Source organism: Rhodopseudomonas pseudopalustris (assembly GCF_900110435.1).
GTDB classification, from domain to species: domain Bacteria; phylum Pseudomonadota; class Alphaproteobacteria; order Rhizobiales; family Xanthobacteraceae; genus Rhodopseudomonas; species Rhodopseudomonas pseudopalustris.
Genome location: NZ_FODT01000003.1, coordinates 170,757 through 195,818 on the forward strand (window position 1 = coordinate 170,757; position 25,062 = coordinate 195,818).

General features: G+C 66.5%; 19 protein-coding genes. 5 read left to right on the forward strand and 14 right to left on the reverse strand.

Going from position 1 to position 25,062, the window contains the following annotated elements; all coding sequences use genetic code 11:
- Positions 1–322: 322 nt before the first annotated feature.
- Positions 323–1,210 (forward strand): 50S ribosomal protein L11 methyltransferase, encoded by an 888-nt coding sequence (locus BMY71_RS07075; RefSeq protein ID WP_011503768.1) that lies wholly within the window; start codon positions 323–325, stop codon positions 1,208–1,210.
- 3 nt (positions 1,211–1,213) lie between these two features.
- Here BMY71_RS07075 and BMY71_RS25210 read toward each other — a convergent pair whose 3' ends face one another.
- The gene (locus BMY71_RS25210) at positions 1,214–1,621 is read right to left on the reverse strand and encodes a hypothetical protein (protein WP_244526003.1); all 408 of its coding nucleotides are present in this window, start codon (positions 1,619–1,621) and stop codon (positions 1,214–1,216) included.
- On the opposite strand from BMY71_RS25210, the gene BMY71_RS07085 reads away from it, so the two are divergent.
- Complete coding sequence (locus BMY71_RS07085) at positions 1,580–3,409, forward strand: aminopeptidase P family protein (protein ID WP_092682698.1); 1,830 nt, start codon at positions 1,580–1,582, stop codon at positions 3,407–3,409. The two genes, BMY71_RS25210 and BMY71_RS07085, sit on opposite strands and share 42 nt — an antisense overlap.
- A 301-nt stretch (positions 3,410–3,710) precedes the next feature.
- Complete coding sequence (locus tag BMY71_RS07090) at positions 3,711–5,000, forward strand: multidrug effflux MFS transporter (protein WP_092682700.1); 1,290 nt, start codon at positions 3,711–3,713, stop codon at positions 4,998–5,000.
- A 228-nt stretch (positions 5,001–5,228) separates the two neighbouring features.
- On the opposite strand, the gene ligA is transcribed toward BMY71_RS07090, so the two are convergent.
- Entirely contained in the window at positions 5,229–7,376 is a 2,148-nt protein-coding gene (gene ligA, locus BMY71_RS07095) for an NAD-dependent DNA ligase LigA (protein WP_092682702.1), read from the reverse strand.
- Between the two features lie 144 nt (positions 7,377–7,520).
- On the opposite strand from ligA, the gene BMY71_RS07100 reads away from it, so the two are divergent.
- Positions 7,521–7,808, forward strand: a complete 288-nt coding sequence (locus tag BMY71_RS07100; RefSeq protein WP_092683129.1) for a GIY-YIG nuclease family protein — start codon at positions 7,521–7,523, stop codon at positions 7,806–7,808.
- 171 nt (positions 7,809–7,979) lie between these two features.
- Here BMY71_RS07100 and recN read toward each other — a convergent pair whose 3' ends face one another.
- The 8 genes from recN to BMY71_RS07140 all read right to left on the reverse strand — a co-directional run bounded on the left by recN (position 7,980) and on the right by BMY71_RS07140 (position 19,092).
- Positions 7,980–9,665 carry a DNA repair protein RecN gene (gene recN, locus BMY71_RS07105; protein ID WP_092682704.1) on the reverse strand — a complete coding sequence of 562 codons (1,686 nt, stop codon included), beginning with the start codon at positions 9,663–9,665 and terminating at the stop codon, positions 7,980–7,982.
- A gap of 12 nt (positions 9,666–9,677) precedes the next feature.
- Entirely contained in the window at positions 9,678–10,583 is a 906-nt protein-coding gene (locus BMY71_RS07110) for an outer membrane protein assembly factor BamD (RefSeq protein ID WP_011503775.1), read from the reverse strand.
- A 245-nt stretch (positions 10,584–10,828) separates the two neighbouring features.
- On the reverse strand, positions 10,829–11,791 hold the full coding sequence (gene lpxC, locus BMY71_RS07115) for a UDP-3-O-acyl-N-acetylglucosamine deacetylase (RefSeq protein WP_092682706.1): 963 nt from the start codon (positions 11,789–11,791) through the stop codon (positions 10,829–10,831).
- Between the two features lie 346 nt (positions 11,792–12,137).
- Complete coding sequence (ftsZ, locus tag BMY71_RS07120) at positions 12,138–13,925, reverse strand: cell division protein FtsZ (RefSeq protein WP_011503777.1); 1,788 nt, start codon at positions 13,923–13,925, stop codon at positions 12,138–12,140.
- A 93-nt stretch (positions 13,926–14,018) separates the two neighbouring features.
- The gene (gene ftsA / locus BMY71_RS07125) at positions 14,019–15,344 is read right to left on the reverse strand and encodes a cell division protein FtsA (RefSeq protein WP_041805398.1); all 1,326 of its coding nucleotides are present in this window, start codon (positions 15,342–15,344) and stop codon (positions 14,019–14,021) included.
- Positions 15,341–16,333 (reverse strand): cell division protein FtsQ/DivIB, encoded by a 993-nt coding sequence (locus BMY71_RS07130; protein ID WP_092682708.1) that lies wholly within the window; start codon positions 16,331–16,333, stop codon positions 15,341–15,343. Before BMY71_RS07130 ends, ftsA begins: the two co-directional genes overlap by 4 nt.
- A gap of 279 nt (positions 16,334–16,612) precedes the next feature.
- Positions 16,613–17,602 carry a D-alanine--D-alanine ligase family protein gene (locus tag BMY71_RS07135; protein WP_092682710.1) on the reverse strand — a complete coding sequence of 330 codons (990 nt, stop codon included), beginning with the start codon at positions 17,600–17,602 and terminating at the stop codon, positions 16,613–16,615.
- A gap of 170 nt (positions 17,603–17,772) precedes the next feature.
- Positions 17,773–19,092 (reverse strand): glycosyltransferase family 87 protein, encoded by a 1,320-nt coding sequence (locus tag BMY71_RS07140; protein ID WP_092682712.1) that lies wholly within the window; start codon positions 19,090–19,092, stop codon positions 17,773–17,775.
- A gap of 293 nt (positions 19,093–19,385) precedes the next feature.
- Between BMY71_RS07140 and BMY71_RS07145 the strand changes: the two genes are divergently transcribed.
- Positions 19,386–20,222, forward strand: a complete 837-nt coding sequence (locus tag BMY71_RS07145; RefSeq protein ID WP_011503782.1) for a bestrophin-like domain — start codon at positions 19,386–19,388, stop codon at positions 20,220–20,222.
- Positions 20,223–20,279: 57 nt separating this feature from the next.
- On the opposite strand, the gene murB is transcribed toward BMY71_RS07145, so the two are convergent.
- The 4 genes from murB to ftsW form a co-directional block, all read right to left on the reverse strand.
- Positions 20,280–21,212: a UDP-N-acetylmuramate dehydrogenase gene (gene murB, locus BMY71_RS07150; protein ID WP_011503783.1), complete on the reverse strand. Its 933-nt coding sequence runs from the start codon at positions 21,210–21,212 to the stop codon at positions 20,280–20,282.
- 37 nt (positions 21,213–21,249) lie between these two features.
- A complete protein-coding gene (gene murC, locus BMY71_RS07155; protein WP_011503784.1) occupies positions 21,250–22,653 on the reverse strand; it encodes a UDP-N-acetylmuramate--L-alanine ligase in 1,404 nt (467 codons plus the stop codon).
- 132 nt (positions 22,654–22,785) lie between these two features.
- Positions 22,786–23,886, reverse strand: a complete 1,101-nt coding sequence (gene murG, locus BMY71_RS07160; protein WP_092682714.1) for an undecaprenyldiphospho-muramoylpentapeptide beta-N-acetylglucosaminyltransferase — start codon at positions 23,884–23,886, stop codon at positions 22,786–22,788.
- A 4-nt stretch (positions 23,887–23,890) separates the two neighbouring features.
- Entirely contained in the window at positions 23,891–25,036 is a 1,146-nt protein-coding gene (gene ftsW, locus BMY71_RS07165) for a putative lipid II flippase FtsW (protein ID WP_011503786.1), read from the reverse strand.
- Positions 25,037–25,062 lie beyond the last annotated feature (26 nt).

The window sequence follows — 25,062 nt, forward strand, 5'->3', positions numbered from 1 at the left end:
GGATCGATGCATCGGCGGCGGACAAACGACCGCAGCCGCGATCCATTCCACACACTCCTCCCGTGCTTCAACGCCGGAACGGTCCCAATGGATCCAGAACGCGGCTTGGCAGCATCGCAATGCTGGCATGCAGGCGCCTATTGCTGCCGCCGGGGCCGTGCGTCGGCGCCGCCAATTAATCGTTACCGACGCCGAATCCCTGGTCTTCACCCCTGTGCATAAGTCATGGACAAACCCTGCCTTTCCGGCGCAGAAGCTGGGGACGCCGCGTTGCGAAATCACTTCATCGGCGGCCACCCGGCCACCAAACATCGGACCCGACATGACCGAAACCGCTTCCACCCGCGCCAGCTTCGTGATCGGCGACGAGGCCGCTGCACGCCGGGTCACCGACCTGCTCGGCGAGAGCTTCGACGATGGCGAGCTGGCGATTGCGGCTTTCGAGCGGCCAGACCGGAGCTGGGAGGTCAGCCTGCATTTCGGCGAGATGCCGAACCTCGACGGTGTCCGCGCTTTGGTCGCGCAGGCCGCCGGCGACGCCGCGGCGGCGGCCATGACGGTCGAGAGCATCGCAGCCAAGGATTGGGTGGCGGCGAGCCTCGAGGGGCTCGTCCCCGTCCCCGCCGGCCGCTTCGTGGTGCACGGCAGCCACGACCGCGCGCGCATCCCGTCCAACAAGCTCGGCATCGAGATCGAGGCCGCACTCGCCTTCGGCACCGGACATCACGGCACCACCCGCGGCTGCCTGACGCTGCTCGATCTGGTGCTACGCGCCGGCCCGCCGCGCAGCGTGCTTGATCTCGGCACCGGCACCGGCGTGCTGGCGATCGCGGCCGCCAAGGCGCTGCGCCAGCCGGTGCTGGCGACGGATATCGACCGGCAATCGGTTGCGGTCGCGAAGGAGAACGCCCGTCTGAACGGCGTCGGCAATCTGGTTGAGGCAGTGCATGCCACCGGATTCTCGGCGCCGGTTTTTGCCGCATGGGGGCCGTTCGACCTGGTGCTGGCGAACATCCTCGCCAACCCGCTGCGCCAGCTCAGCACCCCGATGTCGCAGCATCTCGCGCCGTCTGCGCTGGTGATCCTGTCCGGCCTGCTGCAACCGCAGGCGCAGAGCGTGATCGCGGCCTATCGCGCACGCGGATGCGTGCTGTTGCGGCAGATCGTGATCGAGGGTTGGAGCAGTCTGTTGCTGGCGAAGACGTTCTGAGGACTATTCAGCCGGCTTCTTTTGGAAGCGGACGTCGGTGCTGTTTTTCGGCGGCGCGCGCTTGACCCGCGCCTCGACAAACCGGCCCAGCATCTGAATGATCACACCGCGCTGCTTCTTTTCGACGTGTTCGACATTCGCAATCGGGTTCGGACGAACGGGCGCGGCGATCTTCTCGAATGAAAAAACAGGCATGTGCATCCCCTCATCGTTGAGTTGAGACACTCCCGGGTTTCTCCCGGACGCGCTATCAGAGTGCATATGCACCCGCGCCTGTCGCTGCAGGCCCGATAAATCAAGCATAATTCGTGCCAAAAGCAACGCTTTTCTCGGCATGATCGTGTGGCGCACCAGTGAGGAACAGGGACAATGTTCGAAGCGCATTTCCAGACCTTCGATGAGCCGGAACATGGCGTCGCCCTGAGCGCTCGGCTGGCCGCGTTCCGCGAGGAGCTGGCGCGCCGGACGCTCAATGGATTCATCGTTCCGCGCGCCGATCAGCAGCAAAACGAGTATGTTCCGCCGTCTGAAGAGCGGCTGGCCTGGCTCACCGGCTTCACCGGATCGGCTGGTCTCGCAGTGGTGTTGGCCCATCAGGCCGCTGTGTTCGTCGATGGACGCTACACGCTGCAGGCGGCCAAGCAGGTCGACGGCGAGGCGTGGACGATCGAGTCGCTTGTCGAACCGCCGCCGGAACGCTGGCTGGAGCAGCATCTGAAGCCGGGCGACCGCCTCGGATTTGATCCGTGGCTGCACACTTCTTCGGCAGTGGAGCGAATGCAGGCGGCCTGCGCCAAGGCCGGCGCGGAGCTGATCGCGATCGACGGCAATCCTGTCGACGCGGTGTGGACCGAACGACCGGCCCCGCCGCTCGGCCAGGTCAGCGTCCACGGCGTGGAGTTTTCCGGCGAGAGCGAAGCCGCCAAGCTCGACCGGATCCGCAGCGAACTCGACCGGCTGAAGGCCGACGCGCTGGTTCTGTCGGATTCGCACGCGGTGGCCTGGACCTTCAACATCCGCGGCGCTGACGTCGCCCATACGCCACTGCCGCTGTCCTACGCGCTGGTGCCGACGCAGGGACGGCCGACCATCTTCATCGATGCGCGCAAGCTGTCGAACAGCGCCCGCGACCATCTCGAACAGACCGCGCAGGTGGCGGAGCCCTCGGCGCTGGCGCCGGCGCTGCAGGCGCTCGCCGCCAGCGGCGGCGCGATCGCGCTCGACAGCGCCACCGCTGCAGACGCGCTGACGCGGCTGATTACCGAGGCCGGCGGCAAGCCGCTGCGCGGCGCCGATCCGGTCGCGCTGCTGAAAGCGGTGAAGAACGTCACCGAAATCGAGGGCACGCGCACCGCGCATCGCCGCGACGCCGTGGCGCTGGCGCGCTTCCTGGCTTTCATCGACCGCGAGGCGCCGAAAGGCACGCTCACCGAAATCGACGCCGTCGAAGCGCTGGAGAGCTTCCGCCGCGACACCGGCGCGCTGAAGGACGTCTCCTTCCCGACCATCTCGGGCACCGGGCCGAACGGCGCGATCGTGCACTATCGCGTCACCCGCGCCAGCAACCGCCGCATCCATCCCGGTGATCTGCTGCTGATCGATTCCGGCGCGCAGTATCAGGACGGCACCACCGACGTCACCCGCACCATCGCGATCGGCGAGCCGAGCGATGAGATGCGCGACCGCTTCACCCGGGTGCTGCGCGGCCATATCGCGATCGCGCGTGCGGTGTTTCCCGACGGCGCCACCGGCGCGCAACTCGACACGCTGGCGCGGCAGTTCCTGTGGCAGGCCGGAATCGATTTCGACCACGGCACCGGCCACGGCGTCGGCAGCTATCTGTCGGTGCACGAAGGCCCGGCGCGAATCTCCAAGCTCGGCACGACGCCGCTGAAGCGCGGCATGATCCTGTCGAACGAACCCGGCTACTACAAGACCGACGGCTTCGGCATCCGGATCGAAAATCTCGAGCTGGTGGTCGAGGCGACGATCGACGGCGCCGAGAAGCCGATGAACGCATTCGAGACGTTGACGCTGGCGCCGATCGACCGCCGCCTGATCGACCTCGAACTGATCAGCGCCAAGGAATTGGCCTGGCTGAACGACTACCACGCCCGCGTCCGGCGCGAGGTTCGCCCGCATCTCGACGGCCCGACGCAGCTATGGCTCGACGAAGCGACGGCGCCGCTGGAGCGGTGATCGCTGCCACGCGCACCGTCATTCCGGGGCGCTCGCGCCAGCGAGCGAACCCGGAATCGAGAGGTTGTAGCAGCGCCTCCGTCACCAGGTCGGGATTCCGGGGTCGCGCTACACACGCCCCGGAATGACGAATGAGAGGACGGCGGCGCGCATCCCGGAATAACGCCCCTCGTTGCGCAATGCACCCGATCGCACCCGCCTTTCGCATGGCCGTATGCCGAAAACGGCCTGTTAGCGATCCCGCGGCAGGGTACAGTTGCTTCTCTCCGCACAACCGCACCCCGGTCGGAACCAACACTGCATGCACGGAATGACCGGCAACAGCCGCACGATCGACGCAGGTCGCCTCGACCTGCCGCCGTCGAAGCTGCTGCTGTTGCTGCTCGTGCTGATGAACGGCGCTGCGCCGATCGCGCTGTACATCTTCGTGCCGGCGCTGCCGATCCTCGCCAGCGATCTCGGCAGCGACATCTCGGTCGCGCAGATGACGGTGTCGCTCTACATGGTCGGGCTGGCGTGCTCGCAACTGATCATGGGGCCGCTGTCGGACCGGTTCGGCCGCCGTCCGGTGCTGCTCGGCGGGCTGATGCTGATGGTCGCGGCGAGCATCGGCTGCATCTTCGCGCAGACGCTGCCGCAACTGATCGCCGCGCGGTTCCTGCAGGCGCTCGGCGGCGCCTCGGGCATGGTGATCAGCCGCGCCATCATCCGGGATCTGTACAGCCGCGACCGCGTCGGCGGCATGATCAGCCTGGTGATCGCGGTCATGATGATCGCGCAGATGCTGAGCCCGCTGTTCGGCGGCGTGATCGAGACCGCGCTCGGCTGGCGCGCCATCTTCTACGTCGTCACCGCCGGCGCGATCATCGTGACCGTCGCGATCGCCCTGGCGCTGCCGGAAACGCGCCGACGCGGCGGCCCGACTGCGCCGGGCGGCTTTCGCGGCGATGTCGGCAGCCTGTTCAGGAGCCGCGCCTTCATCGGCTATGTGCTGTGCCAGGTGCTGGCGTCGGCGATCATCTTCACCTTTGCGGGCGGCGGACCCTACGTCGTGGTGACGCAGATGGGCCGCAGCAGCGCCGAATACGGCGCGTGGTTCGCGAGTTCGGGCTTCGCCTATCTGATCGGCAATCTGTTCTGCGTCAGGTTCTCGCCGCGATACTCGCTCGACAGGCTGATCTGGTTCGGGCTCGCGCTGCAGATCGGCGGCGCGCTGCTCAACGTGCTGTGGGGCGTGCTCGGATACAATCAGGTCCCGAGCTGGCTGTTCATCACCCACATGGTGATCATGTTCGGCAACGCCAGCGTGATGGCGAACGCCTCCGCCGGCGCGATCAGCGTTCGGCCGCAGGCGGCCGGCACCGCGTCGGGGCTGATGGGTTTCACCCAGATGGGCTTCGGCGCGCTGTGCTCGCAATTCGGCGCCTGGCTCGGCGGCCATTTCGCCACGCCGCTGCCGCTGAACATCGCCGTCATGGGCCTGGCGATCGCCTGCGCATCGGCGATGATCTTCCTGGTCCCGCGCGGCAATCTCGTCGCCACCGAGGAGCTGATCGAACGGGCGGAAGGCGAAGAGCCACCGGTGATGTGAGGCCGATTCCTATCCCTGAGCCATTCCGGGGCGCTCGCGCAGCGAGCGAAACCGGAATCTGATACGCGCACGGCCTCGGCAAGATTCCGGGTTCGCGCTGCGCGCGCCCCGGAATGACTCGCGGTGGCCGAGACCTCCACAAACAGCTCTGGGATACTGGGTCGCCCGCCTGCGCGGGCGATGATGTGGGAGGATGGGCGACGGTGGGAGGATGCGCGCAGAGCCGCGCTATCCCCCGATCAGCGCCAGCCACTCGTCTTCGGTCAGCACCGCGACGCCGAGGTCGCGCGCCTTGGTCAGCTTGGAGCCGGCGTCTTCGCCGGCGACGACGTAGTCGGTCTTCTTCGACACCGAGCCGGCGACCTTCGCACCCAGCCGCTCAGCCGCCGCCTTGGCCTCGTCGCGGGTGAATTTCGTGAGCGCACCAGTGAACACCACAGTCTTGCCGGCGACGGCAGTGTCCTGCTTGGCCTGTTCGACCGGCAGCACCTCGATCTCCCTTAGCAAGGCGTCGAGCGCCCCGACATTGCGCGGCTCGGCGAAGAACTCGACCACGGCCTCGGCGACGACGTCGCCGATCCCGGCGATGTTGTCGAGGTCCTGATAGGCTTCCGACGTATTGCCCTCTGGCGTCTGGCCTTCCGCGGCGGCGCGCATCGCGGCGAGGAACACATCGATCGAGCCATAGTGCCGCGCCAGCAGCTTGGCGTTGCCCTCGCCGACGTGGCGGATGCCGAGCGCGAAGATCAGGCGGTTCAGTTCGATGTTGCGCCGCGCGTCGATCGCCGCGAACAGATTGCGCACCGAAGTCTCGCCGTAGCCTTCGAGGTTCTCAAGCTTGAGCTCAGCGTTGCGCGCCTTCAGCGTAAAGATGTCGGCCGGCGCCTTGACCCAGCCGCGCTCGTGAAACAGCACGATCTGTTTCTCGCCGAGCCCGTCGATATCGAAGGCGAGCCGTGAGACGAAATGCTTCAGCCGCTCCACCGCCTGCGCCGGGCAGATCAGCGCGCCGGTGCAGCGCCACACCGCCTCGCCCTCCTCGCGCGCGGCATGACTGCCGCAGACCGGGCATTTGTGAGGGAATTTGTACGCGGGCAAATCCGCCGGCCGCTTGTCGAGCACGACAGTGACGATCTGCGGAATCACGTCGCCGGCGCGTTGCACGACGACGGTGTCGCCCTCGCGGATGTCGACGCCGTCGCGCAGCGGCGAGCCGTCGCTGCCGACGCCCTTGATGTAGTCCTCGTTATGCAGCGTGGCGTTCTGCACCACCACGCCGCCGACGGTGACCGGCTGCAGCCGCGCCACCGGCGTCATCGCGCCGGTGCGGCCGACCTGGATGTCGATCTTCTCCAGCACCGTGGTCGCCTGCTCCGCCGCGAATTTATGCGCGATCGCCCAGCGCGGACTACGCGACACAAAGCCGAGCCGCGCCTGATAGTCGAGCCGGTCGACCTTGTAGACCACGCCGTCGATGTCATAGGGCAGCGCCGCGCGTCGCTCGCCGATCCGGCGATAGAACGCCAGCGCATCGTCGACGCTGTGACACAGCGTGATCTCGGGATTGACCGTGAAACCTACTTCTCCAAGCCAAGCCAGCATGGCGTGTTGGGTCGGCGATTCCATCGGATAGTCGCTCATCTCGCCCCAGGCATAGGCGAAGAACTTCAGCGGTCGCGACCGGGTGACCTCCACGTCCTTCTGCCGCAGCGAACCGGCGGCGGAGTTGCGCGGATTGGCGAACACGGTGTCGCCGGCCTCTTCCTGCCGCTTGTTGAGCGCGAGGAAGTCGTGCTTCAGCATATAAACTTCGCCGCGCAGCTCGCAGGCGGCGGGGATTGTCTTCGCCTTCAGCGTGGTCGGAATGTCCGCGATGGTGCGGACATTGGCGGTGACGTCCTCGCCGGTGAAGCCGTCGCCGCGCGTCGCCGCGCGCACCAGCGTTCCATTCTCGTAGCGCAGCGACAGCGACAGCCCGTCGATCTTCGGCTCGGCGACGATCGCCGGAATGTCCTCGAGCTTGAGGAAGCGCTGCACGCGCTCGACGAACTCCCCGACCTCATCGTCCGAAAACGCGTTGCCGAGCGACAGCATCGGCACCGCGTGCTGCACCTTGGAAAAGCCGCGCGCCGGCGCCGCGCCGACCGTCTGGCTCGGCGAGGATGCGCTGAGCAGTTCGGGAAATTTCGCCTCGATCGCCTCCAGCCTACGCCGCAACGCGTCGTAGTCGGCGTCCGGAATTTTCGGCGCGTCGTCCTGATAGTACGCTTTGTCGTGCCCTTCGATCGCCAGCCGCAAACGCATCAGCTCCACCTTCGCCTTTGGCTTGGTGAGCTTGTCGATGTCGGGGGCGGCAGTCTTCGACTTTGAGATCATCTGCTGGCACTTGAGATCCGGGTCCGCAAGCTCACGCTTGCGCCCCGGAATGACGTCGGGGGTTAGGCATTGAGTTTACCGCGAGTCATTCCGGGGCGCTTGCAAAGCAAGCGAACCCGGAATCTCGCCGCGCACGAGGCGCCGATGGCCTATTATGTCTATCTCCTCGCCAGTCGGAAAGACGGTCCGCTGTATCTTGGCGTCACCAACAACCTCGTCCGCAGGGTCTACGAGCATCGCACCAAGGCGGTCCCAAGCTTCACGTCGCGATACAACATCACGAAGCTGGTGTGGTTCGAAATCTACGACGACCCGATCTCCGCGATCACGCGCGAGAAGGAGATCAAGAAGTGGCGGCGGGCGTGGAAGGTGGCGTTGATCGAACGAGAGAATCCGGGGTGGGAGGATCTGTACGACGGCATCGCGCAATGACGCAAAGCTGGGTGCCCTGAACCTCGGGATTCCGGGTTCGCGCCTATCGGCGCACCCCGGAATGACGGTGCGTGGGGCAACACCTGTCAACGAGTCATTCCGGGGCGGCCGCCGCGGGAGCGGCGGGCGAACCCGGAATCTCGACCGTCGTGGCACTGCGGTTGAAGAATCTTACCCCGCCGCCTTGATCAGCCGGTCCGCCGCGGCCCTTGCCTCGGCGGTGATCTCGGCGCCGGCGAGCATCCGGGCGATTTCTTCGCGGCGGTGATCTTGCTCCAGCGCATTGACGCGGGTGGCGACGCGCTTGCCCTTGTCGAGTGCGTCCTTGGAAATCAGAAGATGCTGGTCGGCGCGGGCGGCGACCTGCGGGGCGTGCGTCACCGCCATCACTTGTACCTTGGACGCCAGCCGCGCCAGCCGGCCGCCGATCGCATCGGCGACCGCGCCGCCGACCCCCGTATCGATCTCGTCGAACACCAGCGTCGGCGCCGACCCCTTGTCCGACAGCACCACCTTCAGCGCCAGCAGGAACCGCGACAGCTCGCCGCCGGAAGCGACCTTCATCAGCGGACCGGGGCGCGTGCCGGGATTGGTCTGCACCCAGAATTCAACGCGATCGATGCCCTGCGGGCCGGGCGTCGCCGGATCGGCCTCGACCTGGGTCATGAATTTGGCCCGTTCGAGCTTCAGCGGCGCGAGTTCGCCGCTCACCGCCTTGTTGAGCTTCTCGGCGGCCTTGGCGCGCGCCGCGGACAGCTTGGCCGCGGCGGCGCTGTAGCGCCCGTCGGCCTCGGCCGCCGCCTTCTCCAGCGCCGTCAGCTTGCCCGCACCGGCGTCGATCAGCGCCACGTCGGCGGCGTATTGCGCGGCCAGCGCCGCGAGACCATCGACCGGCGTCGAGTATTTGCGCGCCGCGGCGCGCAACGCGAACAGCCGCTCCTCGATCCGCTCCAGTTCCAGCGGATCGAAATCGGCGGCGGCGAGCGCAGCGTTGAGATGCTGGTCGGCTTCTTCCAGCGCGTTGATCGCGGCGTCGATCGCCCGCACCGCCGGCTCGATCAGCTGCGGCGCGCTGCCGGCGCGGCGCTCCAGCCTCCGCACCGCGGCGGCGAGGGCTGCGACCGGCGAATGATGGCCGCCGACCGCCTCCTGCGCTTCGCGCAGATCGGAAGCGATCTTCTCGCCCTGCATCATCACCGTGCGGCGGTCCGCCAACGCGGTCTCCTCGCCGTCCTGCGGCGCGAGCTGTTTCAGTTCATCGGAGGCGTGGCGCAGATAGTCGGCCTCGCGCGCGGCGCGCTCCATGCCGGCGCGGTGCTCGTCGAGCGCGGCGCGAGCGCTGCGCCGCCCCTCCCACAGCGTCTCCAGCGTGGCGACGTCTTTCTCCAGCCCGGCGAAAGCATCGAGCAGCCGGCGGTGGGTGGCGGCGTCGACCAGCGCGCGTTCGTCATGCTGGCCGTGGATCTCGACCAGCGTCGCGCCGACCGATTTCAGCGTTTGCACGCTGACCGCCTGATCATTGATGAAAGCGCGGGTGCGGCCGTCGGCGAGCTGGACCCGACGCAGGATCATCTCGCCGGAATCTTCAACATCGCGGTCGTCGAGGCCGTTGGCGGCGAGGATTGTGAAAGCCGGGTGGCCCTTGGCGAGGTCGAAGGTCGCGGTGACCTGACCGTGTTCGGCACCATGGCGGACCAGAGCGGCATCGCCGCGGCCGCCCAGCGCCAGCGCAAAGGCATCGAGCAGGATCGACTTGCCCGCGCCGGTCTCGCCGGTCAGCACCGCGAGGCCGCGGGAGAACTCGATATCGAGCCGCTCGATCAACACGATATCGCGGATCGACAGGCGCGAAAGCATGACAGACAGGTCCTATCCGAGACCGAGCTTCTTGAAGGACTTGCTGATCCAGGAGCCCTTGTTCTCGGTTGGTTCGAGTCCACCGGACTTTACAAGATTATAGGCGTCTTTGTACCAGCGGCTGTCAGGAAAGTTGTGGCCAAGCACCGCGGCGGCGGTCTGCGCCTCGCCGACGATGCCGATCGTCATATAGGCCTCGGTCAGCCGCGCCAGCGCCTCCTCGACGTGACGCGTGGTCTGATAGCGGGTGACCACGGTCTTGAAGCGGTTGATCGCCGCGGTGTAGTCGCGCTTTTGCATGTAATAGCGGCCGACATCCATCTCCTTGCCGGCGAGCTGGTCGCGAGCGCCTTCCAGCTTCTGTTTGGCCTGGTTGGCGTATTCGGAGGTCGGATATTTGCGGATCACCTCCTCGAGGGCGGCGATCGCCTTCTCGGTGCGGCCCTGGTCGCGGGAGACGTCCGGAATCTGGTCGTAATGCGAGGCCGCGATCAGATACTGCGCATAGGCGGCGTCCGGGCTGCCGGGATGCAGGGTGACGTAACGGGTGGCGGAGCCGATGCAGCTGTCATAGTCGCCGGCCTGATAGAACGAATAGGCCGACATCAGCAGCGATTTGCGGGCCCAGTCGGAATAGGGATGCTGGCGGTCGACTTCCTCGAATTTCTTGGACGCCGCTTTCAGGTCCTTTTCCTTGTTCATCAGGTACAAGCCCTCATTATAGAGCTTGTCCGCCGGCTCGTCGTTGAACTTGTCCTCGTCTTTCGCCAGGAACTTGTCCCAGATCGCGCCGGTGCCGCAGCCGCCGAGCGGCAGCGCCAGCATGGCCAGACTGGCCATCAGGGGAAGGCTGCGCCAAAACCGATCGCTTCCGCGAGAGACCAGCCTGTTTCGCAGTCCGAGCCGCTGTGCCGACATCAATTCCAACCTGACAAACTGGAGAACGGTGCGCCCCGGCATTCGATCAAGCCGCAATGGCAAGAGCCACCAACCTGCTCCCGAAGCATGAAGTCAACAGCCGGCTGTGTAGCCGAAAACGGTGACTTGACCAACCGGTTACGCAGGCATTCCGCCGGGAATAAGGCGACCTGGAGGCGGTGACCGGCAAGCGGCGAACGGGTCGGGCTGGAGTGTCGAGGCAGTGAACGGTCCGATCCAGCGGATCAGGACATGTCCGGTCCATAGGCCGGGGCCACCATGCCGCCGGCCAGGCGGGTGACGGCCTCGGCGTGCCCGCGCACCGAGCGGCGCGTCGTCTCGGCCTCGATCACCCGGAAATTGGTGCGATCGGCCAGGAGCGCGGTCAGCACCGAATGGTTCAGCTTGTGGCCGCCCCGCATCGAGCGATAGGCTCCCAAAATCGGCAAACCAGCCAGCGCCAGATCGCCGATCGCGTCGAGCAGCTTGTGGCGGGCGCATTCGTCGGCATAGCGCAGGCCTTCGGCATTCAGCAGCCGCTCGTCGTCGAACACCACCGAGTTTTCGAACGACGCGCCGAGCGCGTAACCCATCTCCCACAGCCGGGCGACGTCGCTCATGCAGCCGAAGGTGCGGGCGCGGGCGATTTCGCGGCGGAAGGCCTCCGGCTCGACGCCGAGGGTATAATTCTGCCGGCCGATGACCGGATTGGCGAAGTCGATCTCGACCTCGACGCGGAAGCCGCCGGCATAGGGCCGAAGCTCGCCGAACGAATCGCCGTGCGATACGCGGACCGGTTTGAGAATCTGGATGAAGCGGCGCGGCGCAGACTGTTCGCGGACGCCGGCCTGATCGATCGCGGCGACGAAGGGAGCGGCGCTGCCGTCCATGATCGGAACTTCGGGACCATCGACCTCGATCGTGGCGTTGTCGACGCCCATGCCGCGCAGCGCGGCGAGAACGTGCTCGGCCGTCGAAACCAGCGGGCCGTCGCTATCGCCCAGCACGGTGGCGAGTTCGGTGGCGACCACCGATTTGGCGTTGGCCTGGATTTCGCGGTCGCCGCCGTCGAGACCGGTGCGGACAAAAATATAACCCGCGTCGATCGATGCGGGCCCGATGGTGAGATTGACGGGACGACCGGAATGTACACCTACGCCCGTCACCGTGGCTTGCGAACGCAGCGTTGTCTGCCGGCTGAACTTCATGCGTAAACTGCCCACCAATGACCACCTGTCAGCCTATGCCGGACAATGTGTCCGGCCGACTCGACCGTGTGTCCCCAAGTCCCGGAAACCATAGCACTGCCTCAAAGAGCGCCAACTCACGCTTTTTTACGGATTGTTACCCCAACTTCGCCGCATTACCGCCGCCGCTTCCTCGATCTCCGACCAATTCCGTGGCAGGTCCGCTTCAGTTCCGATCCCGAATAAACGTCATTTAACAAATATAAACAGCAACTTACACAAATTCGAACGACTTCGCAGCGCACAAAATAATGACCCCGGAGGCTGCCCTCCGGGGTCATGTCATCGTTACAAATGAGGCACCGGCTCAGTTCGCCTGCCGCCGCAAGAAGGCGGGGATATCCAGATGGTCGTCACCCTGTGGCGCTTGGGCCACAGGCGCCGGGCGGCCATGCATGTCGAGACCCTGCGGCGCCGAACGCTTGGCATATTCCGAAACCGGGTCGAGGCCGGCCATCTGATCGGCGATGCTGCGCTGCGGGCGACGCTCCGGTAGCGGCGGCATTTGCGGCGCCGCGGGAGCTGCGGCAGCGCGAATCGGGGCCGCCGGGTCCGCTTCGTCATCACGTCGGCTGAGCCCGTTGGCCAGACGCTGCAACAATGACAGGCGAGTCTTCTGCGGCTCGTCATCGGCCTCGCTGCGGGCGGCCTGCCGGATCTCGTTCTGGGCCGGAACCGGGAGTTCGTCGAACCGCGGCATCCGCGGAGCGCGAAGCGCGGCGCGTTCGGCCTGCTGCGGGATGAAGGAGTCCGGAGCGTCCTGCTCGTCGGCGACCGACCGGGACTGGTCGAAATCCGGGAACAGCGACGGCTTCTGCGGGATCGCGCGAACGGTGACGTCGCCATAGGACGCCGGCTGAACCGGAGCCTGGGCGATTTCCGCAGCCGGCATCTGCTCGTTGCTGACGGCGGCGGCAATCGCGGCGAGCGCAGCCCGTTCGACGTTGGCGGCGCGCGGCGCTGCCGGGGCAGCCGAGACCGGCGCGGCAGCCTGCCCTGCACGGGCGGCGGCGGCTTCGGCAATGCGCTGGTTGTCGGCGCGCAGCTTGGCGGTCAGTTCAGCCAGACGGCTGTCAGCCGGCGCAGCGTTAGCCGCCGCGCCGGCCGCGGCTGCGTTACGCGACAACTGCGCCTGCTCGATGCCGGTCGCCACGACCGAGACGCGGATGATGCCGTCGAGGCTCTCGTCGAAGGTGGCGCCGACGATGATGTTGGCGTCCTGATCGACCTCCTCGCGGATGCGGGTGGCGGCTTCGTCGACCTCGAACAGCGTCAGATCCTTGCCGCCGGTGATCGAGATCAGCAGGCCGCGGGCGCCCTTCATCGAGGAATCGTCGATCAAGGGGTTGGCGATCGCGGCTTCCGCGGCGGTCAGCGCGCGCTTCTCGCCGGAGGCTTCGCCGGTGCCCATCATCGCCTTGCCCATCTCGCGCATCACGGCGCGGACGTCGGCGAAGTCGAGATTGATCAGACCTTCCTTGACCATCAGGTCGGTGATGCAGGCGACGCCGGAATACAGCACCTGGTCGGCCATCGAGAAGGCGTCGGCGAAGGTGGTCTTCTCGTTGGCGACCCGGAACAGATTCTGGTTCGGGATGATCAGCAAGGTGTCGACCACCTTGTGCAATTCGGTGATGCCGGACTCAGCGGTCCGCATCCGGCGCGCGCCTTCGAAATGGAACGGCTTGGTCACGACGCCGACGGTGAGGATGCCCATCTCGCGCGCGGCTTTGGCGATCACTGGGGCTGCGCCGGTGCCGGTGCCACCGCCCATGCCGGCGGTGACGAATACCATGTTCGCGCCGGTGAGATGATCGCGAATCTCGTCAATGACTTCCTGCGCTGCAGCAGAACCGACATCGGGCTGCGAACCGGCGCCGAGGCCCTGCGTGACCTGGGTGCCCATCTGCACCAGCCGCTGCGCCTTCGACATCGTCAACGCCTGCGCGTCGGTGTTGGCGACGACGAAATCCACGCCGTCGAGGCCGGCGGTGATCATGTTGTTGACCGCGTTGCCGCCGGCGCCGCCGACGCCGAACACGGTGATCCGGGGCCGCAGCTCGCGAATGTCAGGAACGTTGAGATTGATGGTCATGGTTGCCTCTCGATTACGCGCGCGTTGGTTCGTGAAGTCCCGGGCTATCGGCCAGGGTGATCTTTGAAAGCGGAAGGGGGCGGAAAAGAGTCATCAGAAGCCCTCGCGTAGCCAGCGGCCGACCTTGCCGAAGTAACCGGCGCGACCAGCGGTCCGGACGTGTCGGGAGTACCGAGGCTCGATATGCTCGAGATGGGCGTATTGCGGATACACCAGCAGGCCCGAGGGAACCGCGAAGGATGCGCTCTTGGCTTCGGTGGGAAGCCGGCCGAAGCCGAGCGGACGGCCAACCCGCACCGGGCGGCCTAGAATGCGCGTGGCGAGTTCGGGGATGCCGGTGAGCTGAGACGCGCCGCCGCTCAGAACCACGCGCGCCCGCGGTTCTGCAGCAAACGGCGAATCCGCAAGCCGGTCCCTGACCATCTCAAAAATCTCCTCGGCGCGATGCCGGATGATGTTCGCGATCGTCGCGCGGGAGATCACCTGCGGGGTATCCCGCTCATTGTCCCCGGCGGCAGGGATCGACATCAGCTCGCGCGCATCAGAACCGCCAGTTAGCACCGTGCCATATAACGTCTTGATTCGCTCGGCATCCGCAATGCATGCGCCTAGTCCACGCGCGAGATCCATCGTGATGTGGTGACCGCCGAGTGCAAACCCGCTGGCGTGGACGAAGCGACCGGCCGAGTAGATCGCCATCGTCGTCGTGCCCGCCCCCATCTCGATCAACGCGGCGCCGATATCGGCCTCGTCGTCGGTCAGCACTGACAGGCCGGCGACATAGGGGCTTGCCGCCATCGCCTCGACATTGAGATGACAGCGCTCCACAGCAAGCATCAAATTCTTGGCGACGGTGGCGTCTGCGGTGACGACATTCATGTCGACGCCGAACTGCCGCGCGACCATGCCGCGCGGATCGCGAATGCCTTTGACTCCGTCGAGCGTGTAGCCGACCGGCAGCGCGTGCAGCACGGCGCGGCCCGGCGCGGTCGCGTGATGCATCCCGGTCGACGTCACGCGGCTGACGTCGTCGGCGGTGACCGCACCGCCCTTGATATCGGCGGCGGCTTCGATCAGCTGGCCCTGCAGCCGGCCGGCCGACACCGACAGCAAAACGGACTCGACACGCACCTTCGCCATCCGCTCCGCGAGCGCGACGGCGTGGCGGATCGCCTTCTCGCATTCGACCATATCGACGACAGCGCCGGCCTTGACGCCGCGCGACTGGATCTGGCTGTAGCCGACCAGCTCGATGGCGTGGCTGCGGCCGCGCAACGCGTCCTTCGGCGGGGTCGGTTTGAGCCGCGCGATCATGCAGGCGATCTTGCTGGTGCCGATGTCGAGCGACGCCACCATCGCAGTCCGATGCGGCGGCATCGGGCGGGTTTTCGGCGTCTGAGTGCGATCGAAGCCGGTCACGCGTCACCAGCCTTCTTTTTGGACTTCTTGTCTTTGAACAGTTCTTCGCGCGCTTTCGCAGCGTTGTCCGACAGCCGCACGGTCAATCGATCGGGCAGCCGCATGTCGATCGCGGTGATGTCGCGCGAGAACAGCTTGTCGTCCTGGTCGAGCTTGGTCAGCATCGCCAGCGAATTGCCGACGTCGTGCTCCGGCAATCGGATCACCAGCCCGTTGGTCAGCCAGATATTCCAGCGCCGCTCGCCGATCAGGGCGGCGGCGCGGGTCTGTGCTTGCACCTGCGGATAACGTGCGAGCAGCGCAAGGAAATCTTTCGCGCGGTTGCCTGCTCCGCTGCCCACCACCAGCGGCAGCGACATGAAGCGTCGCGCCACATAGGGCTCCAGCACGGCGCCGTCATCGGCGATCACCGCGGCGCGGCCGTCGAGCTGCCAGCGCGCGAACGCCGTGCGCTCGACGATATCGATCTGCAGTTCGCCGGGATAGAATTTCAGCACCGTGGCTTCGGCAATCCACGGATTGCCCTTGAGCTTGTCGCGCACCGCCGCAGCGTCGAGGAACAACAGCGACGAGCGGCCGTTGACCCCGCCGATCGCCAGGATTTCGTCCTGCGTGAGCTGCTTGCGACCGCTGATCGCGACCTGCTCGATACGGAATCCCGCGATGTTGGCGACCGCGTTGCGGGCGTCGTCCATGGCCTGGACGAATTCATCGATATGGCCGCCCTTGACGATGCCGAGCCCGGCGCTGCCGAGCAGGATCACGGCGGTGGCGACGACGCCGATCCGGCGCGGGGTGTATTTCTCGAGCAGCGCGATGACGCCGCTTGGCTGTTCCGGGCGGGCGAGGTGAGACGGGCGCGGCGGCGGCGGCCTGCGTCGGGACAGCTTGTGACGCAGCAATGCGACGGCCGCAATGGCGACCGCTTTCAGGTCAGACTGAAACCCCGACAGTCGCGACGACCAGGCGAGGCGCCCTCCACCATGCATTGCTAACGCTCGTACATGTTATGCCCGCAACCAACCGGGCTCAGGCGCAAGTGGCGTCTCGGCTCTGCACGGAAGTCTGATCGCGAAACGGAAAGTCCGCCCGGTCACGCCTCGGCAGCCGAGCGCCATGATGCGCGGCCAGCGTTAACCTTCGACCCTCCTGGTAAACAAAAAGTAAAGGCGCCCGGCCCAGGCCAGGATTTGTTATGTTTCATGAGGGATTTGGGCCATCGCGGTGATATTTTGCAGCGGGTTCCAGCGGAACCCGCACCGCAGGAGTTAACGTCGGACGCTTCGTTCGGCGATCGCGATCTGGCCGCGCAGGAAGTCGTCGAATGAGATCCCCTGAGCCTTCAGCGCTTTGGGGTAGAGCGACGCTTTGGTCAGGCCCGGCAAAGTGTTGGTCTCGAGAAAGATCGGGCCGTCGGCGGCGACGATGAAGTCCGATCGCGAATAGCCGCGGCAGCCCATCACCCGGTGCGCCTTCACGGCATAATCCATGATCACCGCGGAAACCTCGGGCGTGAACCGGCCCGGACAGATCTCCTGGGTCGATTTGGCGAGATATTTCGCTTTGTAATCGAAGCCGCCGTCGGCCGGCACGATCTCGACCGGCGGCAGCGCCAGCAGCGCGCCGTCAGCCTGTTCGAGCACACCGCAAGTCGCCTCGACGCCGCAGACGAACGGCTCGATCAGATAGTCCTCGGTCTTGGCCGCGTTGCGCACCGCGACCAGGTCCTGTTTCGCGTCGATGAAGAACAGGCCGTAGCTGGACCCGTCGCGGGTCGGCTTGGCGATCAGGCGGCCATACGTCGCGAGCGCTCTCTCCGCATGGTCGAGCGTGATGCCGGCCGGCGCGCGGATGCCGGCGATCGCGGCGAAGCGCTTGGCGGCGATCTTGTCGAAAGCGACGTGAGAGGCCGCGGCCCCGGAACCGGTAAACGGCACGCCGCGCATTTCGCACATCGCCTGCAGTTCGCCGTTCTCGGCGACGCCACCGTGGAGACCGAGCACCAGCAGGCGCTGTTCCGTCGCCGCGCGATCCAGCGCGCGTTCGAGCGGGCCGATGCCCTCACCCGCCGGATGAAACGACTCCTCGAAGGGCCGCGTATGCGCGAGCAGCGCATCGGCTGACACGACGTGCACAAGGTCGTCGTCGTTCCAGAACCACAGCTCGGCGTCGGGCAACGCCGCGTGCAGCGCCTGCGCCGAAGCCACCGACACCAGCCGCTCTTTGCTGGTGCCGCCGAATAGAATTGTCTGTCGCATCGATCGGTCCGCCGCGCGGTCCCTGTTGGATCAGAATGGTCCGTGAATTTCCGCGGGCCGGCGCCGGCGCAATGTCCTCGATTTGTCTGATTCGGAGAAGCCGCGACCCGAGGTTTTCGAGCGACGTGGGCGCCGGTTTACGTCAGCTCAGCCATGCGTCGCACGAGAATCTATCGCGCACGTCGCAGGCAGACCATGCCCCAGCCGAGCAGCGCCACGATCGCGAGCGTCGCCAGCCCGATCACGCGCAACGGCTGCCACACCCCGCCTTCGGTGCCGACCATGCCGAGCCACATCAGGCCAGCCCACGTGATCAGCAGCGGCACGACCTTCACTGCTCCGCTACGCCGCCACGCGTCGAACTGCACCACCGCCACCAGCGGCGCGACGAACGCGACGTAGTTCGGTTGCGACACCGAGAGCATCACCGGCAACGCCGCGCACAGGATCGCGCCGCCGATCAGCAGCGCCTCGGACGCCGGCGGCTGCGGACCGGTCAGCCGCCAGAACCGGCCATGTCCGATCCACAGCAGCGCCCCGGCGAAGGCGACGTTGAAAACCAACTGCCCGGCTGTTGCGAAGGCCGGCAGCGTGTCCGCCCCGGGCAGACCGCCCGCGCCGATCCGCGCCAGCATCGCGCCGATGCTCAGCATGTCATAGGACGTGAACGTGATCTCGGCGGCGATCTTGTCGTTGGGCACGCCGGTGAAGATGCCGCTGAGATGCTGCGTCCACATCGCTGTGTAGAGCTTCACCACTTCGGCGGGACCAAGGCACAGCATCGGCACCACGAACAGGAACACCAGACTGAAGCCGGCGGTGGCGAGCACCGTCTTCACATCCCGCCGCAGCAACGGAAACAGCAGCAGCGCCAACGGGAACAGCTTGATGGTGAAACCGATCGCCAATGCGCAGGCGGCCGCATAGATCCGGCCCTGAACATAGAGCACGAGGAAACCCACCATCGTCAGCAACACCAACGCGCTCGGCTGACCACGGCCGAGCCCGTCGCCGAAGAACGGCAACAGCATCGCCAGCGGTCCGATCCGCAGCATCCACCACGCATTCCAGTTACGCTGTTCGAATGGCGGCGTTGCGCCCCGTTCGAGCGCCCTCGCCCACCAGTCGATCGCGAGCAACAGCGCGAGCGCACTGATCGCGTACCAGACCGCCACCGCCATCTTCAGCGGCAGCGCCCAGGCCGGTTGCGGAAAGCCGTCGAGCGGATACGCGAACGGCCCCATCAACAGCGCGAAGGTCGGCGGGTAGTGATAGGTCCAGCCGTGATGATCGGCAACTTCATATAACGGATAGCCGGTCCACACCGCCCATCCGGCGCGGAAGAACACCTGAACGTCGCCGAGCCCCTGAACCGCCGAGCGCTGCACCACGATCGGCAGATAGATGCACAGCGCCAGAGCGACGCCGGCGATCAGCGCGATCTCATACCAGTGCAATTGCCGCAAGCGCGGCGCGAACTGTCTTTGCAACGAGATCGCTCCAGTGAAAGCCCCGGTGCGGATGCCACACCGGCTTGGCGGAACCGTGGCGGTCCGGTGTGGCAGCCTGTGCGGAACTCACCAGAGGGGACGGTAAAGACTGACACGGCGTTCTTGCACCTGTCTATCGCCTCGAAGCTGCGCAGCCAGCCGGGCGGAGTTCCACTCGATGGACGGAACGCGCGGAAACCGCCAATGTCCGACGCGCAAAGCTGGACCCGCCGCCGATTCGGCAGCGATGCCGTGAAGCCGGCAATGCGACGATCTATGCTACGGGAACCAAGATGATCAGGGCCTGGCTCGACCTACCCACCATCGGCACCTTCGTGACGCTGGCGCTGCTGTATTACGGCATCGCCGGTTTGCTCGTCATCGTGACTTTCGTTTCGCCGCTGCGCGGACCGATCTCCAGGCTGAACGGCGTGGTCGGGCCGTTCTTCTCGTCGGTGGCGGTGCTGTTCGGATTGCTCACCGGCTTTCTCGGCTACGACGTCACCGAGCGCAATCGCCAGGCCGCTCGCGCGGTGCAGAGCGAGGCCGGCGAACTACAAAACGTCTATACGCTCAGCATCGCATCTGTCACCGACATGCGCGCGATCCGGATTGCGCTCAAGGGTTACGCTGCATCCGTGCTCGACGACGAATGGCCGGCGACCCGCGGCGAGAGCGCGCCGCGCACCAATGCGGCCTACGATAGCTTTTTGAGCTCACTCAGCGAGCCCGCGATCAGCCGCGACGCCAGCGCCGTGGTGCATGCAGCCATGCTCAACGCCGCGGTGCGGGTCGGCACCGCGCGCAACGCACGGCTCAGCCTGTCGACCGATCGCACCAGCGATCTGAAATGGATCTCGGTGCTGATCCTCGGCGTGATCACGCAGGTGGCGCTGACGCTGGTACACCTCGATAAGCCGCGCGCGATGCTCGCGGCGCTGACGGTGTTCGCCACCGGCGCAATCGTCGCACTCGGATTGATCGCGCTTCAGGAAGATCCGTTCAGCGGCGTTTTCCGGGTGTCGTCGGTGCCGATCGAGCGCCTGTTGTTACTGCCCGACACCCCGCAGACGCCAGGAGGCCCGCTACCTCTGACGCCGCCGACGTCACCTCCGGCACCGGCGAAATAGAGCCTGATCCCGAACTGGACGCCGGTTATCGGAAGAGATCAGGCCCGATCAACAAGCTCAGCGCGCCGCGTCGACGGCCACGCCGATCCGCTTGATTTCCCACTGCAACTCGATGCCCGACTGCGCCTTGACGCGTTCACGAACGGTTTCGCCCAGCGTCTCGATGTCTGCTGCGGTCGCGTCGCTGGTGTTGATCAGGAAGTTGCAATGCATCTCGGAGACCTGCGCGCCGCCGACCCGCAGTCCACGGCAGCCAGCGGCGTCGATCAGTTTCCACGCGCTGTTGTCGGGCGGATTCTTGAAGGTCGAGCCGCCGGTCTTCTCGCGCACCGGCTGCGCCAATTCGCGATGCGCCTGCACCTCGTTCATCTTGGCGCGGATCGCATCGGGGGACGCAGGCGTACCGCGAAACCGCGCCGAGGTGAAGATCAGCGCCGGATCCGCACCGCTGTGGCGATAGCTGAACTGCATGTCGGCGTTGCCCAGCACGCGCCGGTTGCCGCTGCGGTCGAACGCGGTGGCGTCGATCAGCGCGTCTTTGGTTTCGCGGCCATTGGCGCCGGCGTTCATCCGCAACGCGCCGCCGACCGTGCCGGGAATTCCAAAATAGAATTCGAGTCCGCCGAGTTTGGCGGCCGCCGCCGTCTCGGCGACGCGCTTGTCGAGCGCGGCCGCGCCGGCATATACGATCTCGCCATCGGCACGCGTGTCTCCGAAGCCGCGCGGCGCGAGCCGGATCACCACACCCGGCAGTCCGCCGTCGCGCACGATCAGATTGGAGCCGACGCCGATACACAGCATCGGCACCTCCGTCGGCAATCGCGACAGGAAGTAACCGAGATCGTCCTCGTCCGCCGGCGTGAACAGCGCCTGCGCCGGGCCGCCGACGCGAAACCAGGTCAGCGGCGCCAGCGGCTCGTTGCCGAGCAGCCGGCCGCGCAACGACGGCATCGCCGCTTTGAGGTCGGGCGTGATGTCGGGAAAGCTCATTGGCGCCGTCGCCGTCGACGCATGAGAACGCTCGCCATCACCCCAGCGCCTTCAATTCGCCGGGCAGCGCATAGGCCCATTGGGTGATGTTGCCGGCGCCGAGGCAGACCACATAGTCGCCGCTCCTGGCGACGCCGGCGACCACGCCCGCCAGCGACGCGGAATCCTGCAACGGGATCACTTCGCGATGGCCGTGGGCGCGCAGGCCGAGCACGAAATGATCGCGGTCGATGCCGGCGATCGGCGCCTCGCCGGCCGGATAGACGTCGGCGACGATCACGGTGTCGGCGTCGTTGAAACAGGTGCAGAATTCCTCGAACAACGACTGCAGGCGCGTGAAGCGATGCGGCTGCACCACGGCGATCACCTTCGCCGAGGTCGATTGTCGCGCCGCCTTCAGCACCGCCGCGATCTCGACCGGGTGGTGGCCGTAATCGTCGATGATGGTGACGCCGTTCCATTCGCCGGTCTTGGTGAAGCGTCGCCGCACGCCGCCGAACGCCGCCAGCGCCTTGCGGATGGTGTCGTCGGACAGGCCGAGTTCATGCGCCACGGCAATCGCAGCCACGGCATTCAGCGCGTTGTGCGGCCCCGGCATCGGCAGCATCAGATCGGTGATCTCATGCGCGGTGCCGGCCTTGCGGTCGCGGAACGCGACCTTGAAGGTCGAGCCCGCGCCCGAGGGTTTGAGATCGAGCAGCCGTGCGTCGGCCTGCGGATTCTCGCCATAGGTGATGATGCGGCGATCCTCGATCTTGCCGACCAGCGCCTGCACCACCGGATGGTCGATGCACATCACCGCGAAGCCATAGAACGGCACGTTCTCGACAAAGATCCGAAACGCGTCCTGCACCGCATCGAACGTCTTGAAGTGATCGAGATGTTCGGGATCGACATTGGTGACGACGGCGACGTCGGCCGGCAGCTTCAGGAAGGTGCCGTCGCTCTCGTCGGCCTCGACCACCATCCAGTCGCCGGCGCCAAGCCGCGCATTGGTGCCATAGGCGTTGATGATGCCGCCGTTGATCACGGTCGGATCGACGTCGCCGGCGTCGAGCAACGCGGCGACCATCGAGGTCGTCGTGGTCTTGCCGTGGGTGCCGGCGATCGCGATGCAGCTCTTCAGCCGCATTAGTTCGGCCAGCATCTCGGCGCGGCGCACCACCGGAATGCGCTGCGCACGCGCCGCCAACAGCTCCGGATTGTCACGCTTGATCGCGGTCGACACGACGAGCACGTCGGCGCCGGCGATGTTGTCGGCCTTGTGGCCGACGCTGATGGCAATGCCTTTCTCGCGCAGCCGATTGACGTTGGCGCTCTCGGATGCGTCGGACCCCTGCACGGTGTAGCCGAGATTGCACAGCACCTCGGCGATGCCGCTCATGCCGATACCGCCGATCCCGACGAAATGAATGGGTCCGATCTCGCGCGGCAGTCTCATGGGCGGTTCCCTGGAATCATCGTCCGATCCGGACGGCAGAACAGCGCGGGCGGCCCGAGTCGGGCCGGTGCGCCCCCCTTGGATGCCCCGCTTCCGCCGGGCGTGACAAGCGTAAATTGGGCTTGAAAAACGCTAAATTCGTGCCACTCGCATCACCAGATCGGCGAGCCGGTCGGCCGCGTCGAGCCGGCCGACCGTGCGGGCCACCGTCGCCATGGCCGTGAGCTTCTGCGGATCGGCGGCGAGCGCGGTGATCTCGGCCGCCAGCCGCTCGGAAGTGAAATCGCCCTGCACGATCCGGATCGCGCCGCCGGCATCGGCCAACACCCCGGCATTGGCGAACTGGTCCTGATCGAGCGCGCCGGGCAGCGGCACCAGGATCGACGGCCGGCCGATCGCGCCGAGTTCGGCCACGGTGCCGGCGCCGGAGCGCGACACCACGAGCTGGCTCGCGGCCAGCCGCGCCGGCAGGTCGGAGAAAAACGGCGCGAGTTCGCACGCGATCTTCAACCGGTCGTAGACCGCGCGGACCCGGGACATGTCTTCGTCGCGGACCTGCTGGGTCAGCGCCAGCCGCCGGAGCAGCGCCGGATCGAGTTTGTCCAGCGCTCCCGGCACGATATCGGCCATCACCCGCGCGCCCTGACTGCCGCCGACCACGAGCAGCCGCAGTGGCCCCTCTGCATCGAGCGGCGCAAACGGCACCGCGGCGGCGGCGAGGATGGCCGGACGCATCGGCGTGCCGGTGGTGGTGGTCTTGGCGGCGAGTTCGGGATCGCGATCGAGCACGCCGGGCAGCGAGGTCGCGATCGCGCTGACCCGGCGCGACAGCAGCCGGTTGGCGCGGCCCATTACCGCATTGGCGTCGTGGATCAGGGTCGGGATGCGCAACGCGCGCGCCGCGAACAACGGCGGCAGCGTCGGATAGCCGCCGAAGCCGATCACGGCGGCCGGCCTCAGGCGCATCATCAGGCCGATCGCCAGCGCCGTGCCGGCGCCGAGCATCACGCCGGTGCGCGCCAGCGCCCATGGCGTCCTGCCGCGCACGGTCTCGCTCGGCACCACGTCGATCATGTCGGCGGAAAACAGGCCGCTGTAGCGCATCGCGCGGCTGTCTGTGACCAGGCGCACGCGCAGGCCACGCTTCATCAGCACGACACCGAGCGCTTCGGCGGGGAACAGATGCCCGCCGGTGCCGCCCGCCGCCAGAAGGATGAGAGGCGCTTCGCTCATGGCGTCACGCGTAGCCCGCCGCCGCGGCGCCCATGGCATTGACCTCGGTCTTGGGCCGCTGCCGCGTCAGCGCCAGCATCATGCCGACACTATAGGCCAGCGACACCATCGACGAGCCGCCATAGGAAATGAATGGAAGCGTCATCCCCTTGGCCGGGATCAGCTGCAGATTGACCGACATGTTGATCGCGGCCTGGATGCCGAACAGGATCGCCAGCCCGGACGCGGCGAAGCGCGCGAACAGATCGTCGGACCGATAGGCCCGCGACAACGTCCGCATCACGATGAAAGTGAACAGCGCCAGCAGCGCCAGGCACAGGATGATGCCGAACTCCTCGGCCGCGACCGCGAACACGAAGTCGGTGTGACTGTCCGGCAGGCTGCGCTTGGCAATGCCCTCGCCCGGCCCAAGCCCGAGCCAACCGCCATTGCTGAACGCTTCACTGGCCATGTCGACCTGGAAAGTATCGCCCGACGCCGGGTTCATGAACCGCTTGATGCGACCAGCGACGTGCGGAACGAACAGATAGGCGGCAAACAGCCCGCCTGCTGCGACGCCGGCCAAGCCGAACACCCAGACGATCCGCATCCCGGCGATGAAGAACAGCGCGCCCCACACCATCAGCACCAGCATGGTCTGGCCGAAATCCGGCTCCAGAATCAGAAGCGTCACCAGCGTCAGCAGCAGCACCAGCGACATCGACGTCGCCGGCATTTCCGGCCGCCGCGCTGCTTCCGAGAACAGCCACGCCGCCAGCACCACGAAGGCCGGCTTGGCGATTTCCGAGGCCTGGATGTTGACGCCGAGCAGGGTGATCCAGCGCCGCGAGCCCTTCACTTCCGGGCCGAACATCAACGTCGCGATGATCAGCACGATGCTGACGGCGAACACGATCAGCGCGGCGCGCCGGATCTGTCGCGGCGACAGGAACGACACGCCGATCAGCACGATCAGGGACGGCAGCAGGAACAGCACGTGGCGATTGAAGAAGTGGAACGGATCGAGCCCGATCCGCGTCGCGACCGGCGGGGACGCCGCCAGCGACAGGATCACGCCGGCCAGCATCAGCGCGATCAGCGCCGCCAGCAGCACGCGGTCGACGGTCCACCACCATTCGCTGAACGGGGTGCGTTGTTCACGGGAAATCATCGGCCGTCCTGGGCAAAGGGTTCGCC

Coding starts and splice junctions, on each gene's coding strand:
- BMY71_RS07075 (WP_011503768.1), top strand. CDS start 323: ATGACCGAAACCGCTTCCACCCGCGCCAGCTTCGTGATCGGCGACGAG.
- BMY71_RS07085 (WP_092682698.1), top strand. CDS start 1,580: ATGTTCGAAGCGCATTTCCAGACCTTCGATGAGCCGGAACATGGCGTC.
- BMY71_RS25210 (WP_244526003.1), bottom strand. CDS start 1,621: ATGTTCCGGCTCATCGAAGGTCTGGAAATGCGCTTCGAACATTGTCCC.
- BMY71_RS07090 (WP_092682700.1), top strand. CDS start 3,711: ATGCACGGAATGACCGGCAACAGCCGCACGATCGACGCAGGTCGCCTC.
- ligA (WP_092682702.1), bottom strand. CDS start 7,376: ATGATCTCAAAGTCGAAGACTGCCGCCCCCGACATCGACAAGCTCACC.
- BMY71_RS07100 (WP_092683129.1), top strand. CDS start 7,521: ATGGCCTATTATGTCTATCTCCTCGCCAGTCGGAAAGACGGTCCGCTG.
- recN (WP_092682704.1), bottom strand. CDS start 9,665: ATGCTTTCGCGCCTGTCGATCCGCGATATCGTGTTGATCGAGCGGCTC.
- BMY71_RS07110 (WP_011503775.1), bottom strand. CDS start 10,583: ATGTCGGCACAGCGGCTCGGACTGCGAAACAGGCTGGTCTCTCGCGGA.
- lpxC (WP_092682706.1), bottom strand. CDS start 11,791: ATGAAGTTCAGCCGGCAGACAACGCTGCGTTCGCAAGCCACGGTGACG.
- ftsZ (WP_011503777.1), bottom strand. CDS start 13,925: ATGACCATCAATCTCAACGTTCCTGACATTCGCGAGCTGCGGCCCCGG.
- BMY71_RS07130 (WP_092682708.1), bottom strand. CDS start 16,333: ATGCATGGTGGAGGGCGCCTCGCCTGGTCGTCGCGACTGTCGGGGTTT.
- BMY71_RS07135 (WP_092682710.1), bottom strand. CDS start 17,602: ATGCGACAGACAATTCTATTCGGCGGCACCAGCAAAGAGCGGCTGGTG.
- BMY71_RS07145 (WP_011503782.1), top strand. CDS start 19,386: ATGATCAGGGCCTGGCTCGACCTACCCACCATCGGCACCTTCGTGACG.
- murB (WP_011503783.1), bottom strand. CDS start 21,212: ATGAGCTTTCCCGACATCACGCCCGACCTCAAAGCGGCGATGCCGTCG.
- murC (WP_011503784.1), bottom strand. CDS start 22,653: ATGAGACTGCCGCGCGAGATCGGACCCATTCATTTCGTCGGGATCGGC.
- murG (WP_092682714.1), bottom strand. CDS start 23,886: ATGAGCGAAGCGCCTCTCATCCTTCTGGCGGCGGGCGGCACCGGCGGG.
- ftsW (WP_011503786.1), bottom strand. CDS start 25,036: ATGATTTCCCGTGAACAACGCACCCCGTTCAGCGAATGGTGGTGGACC.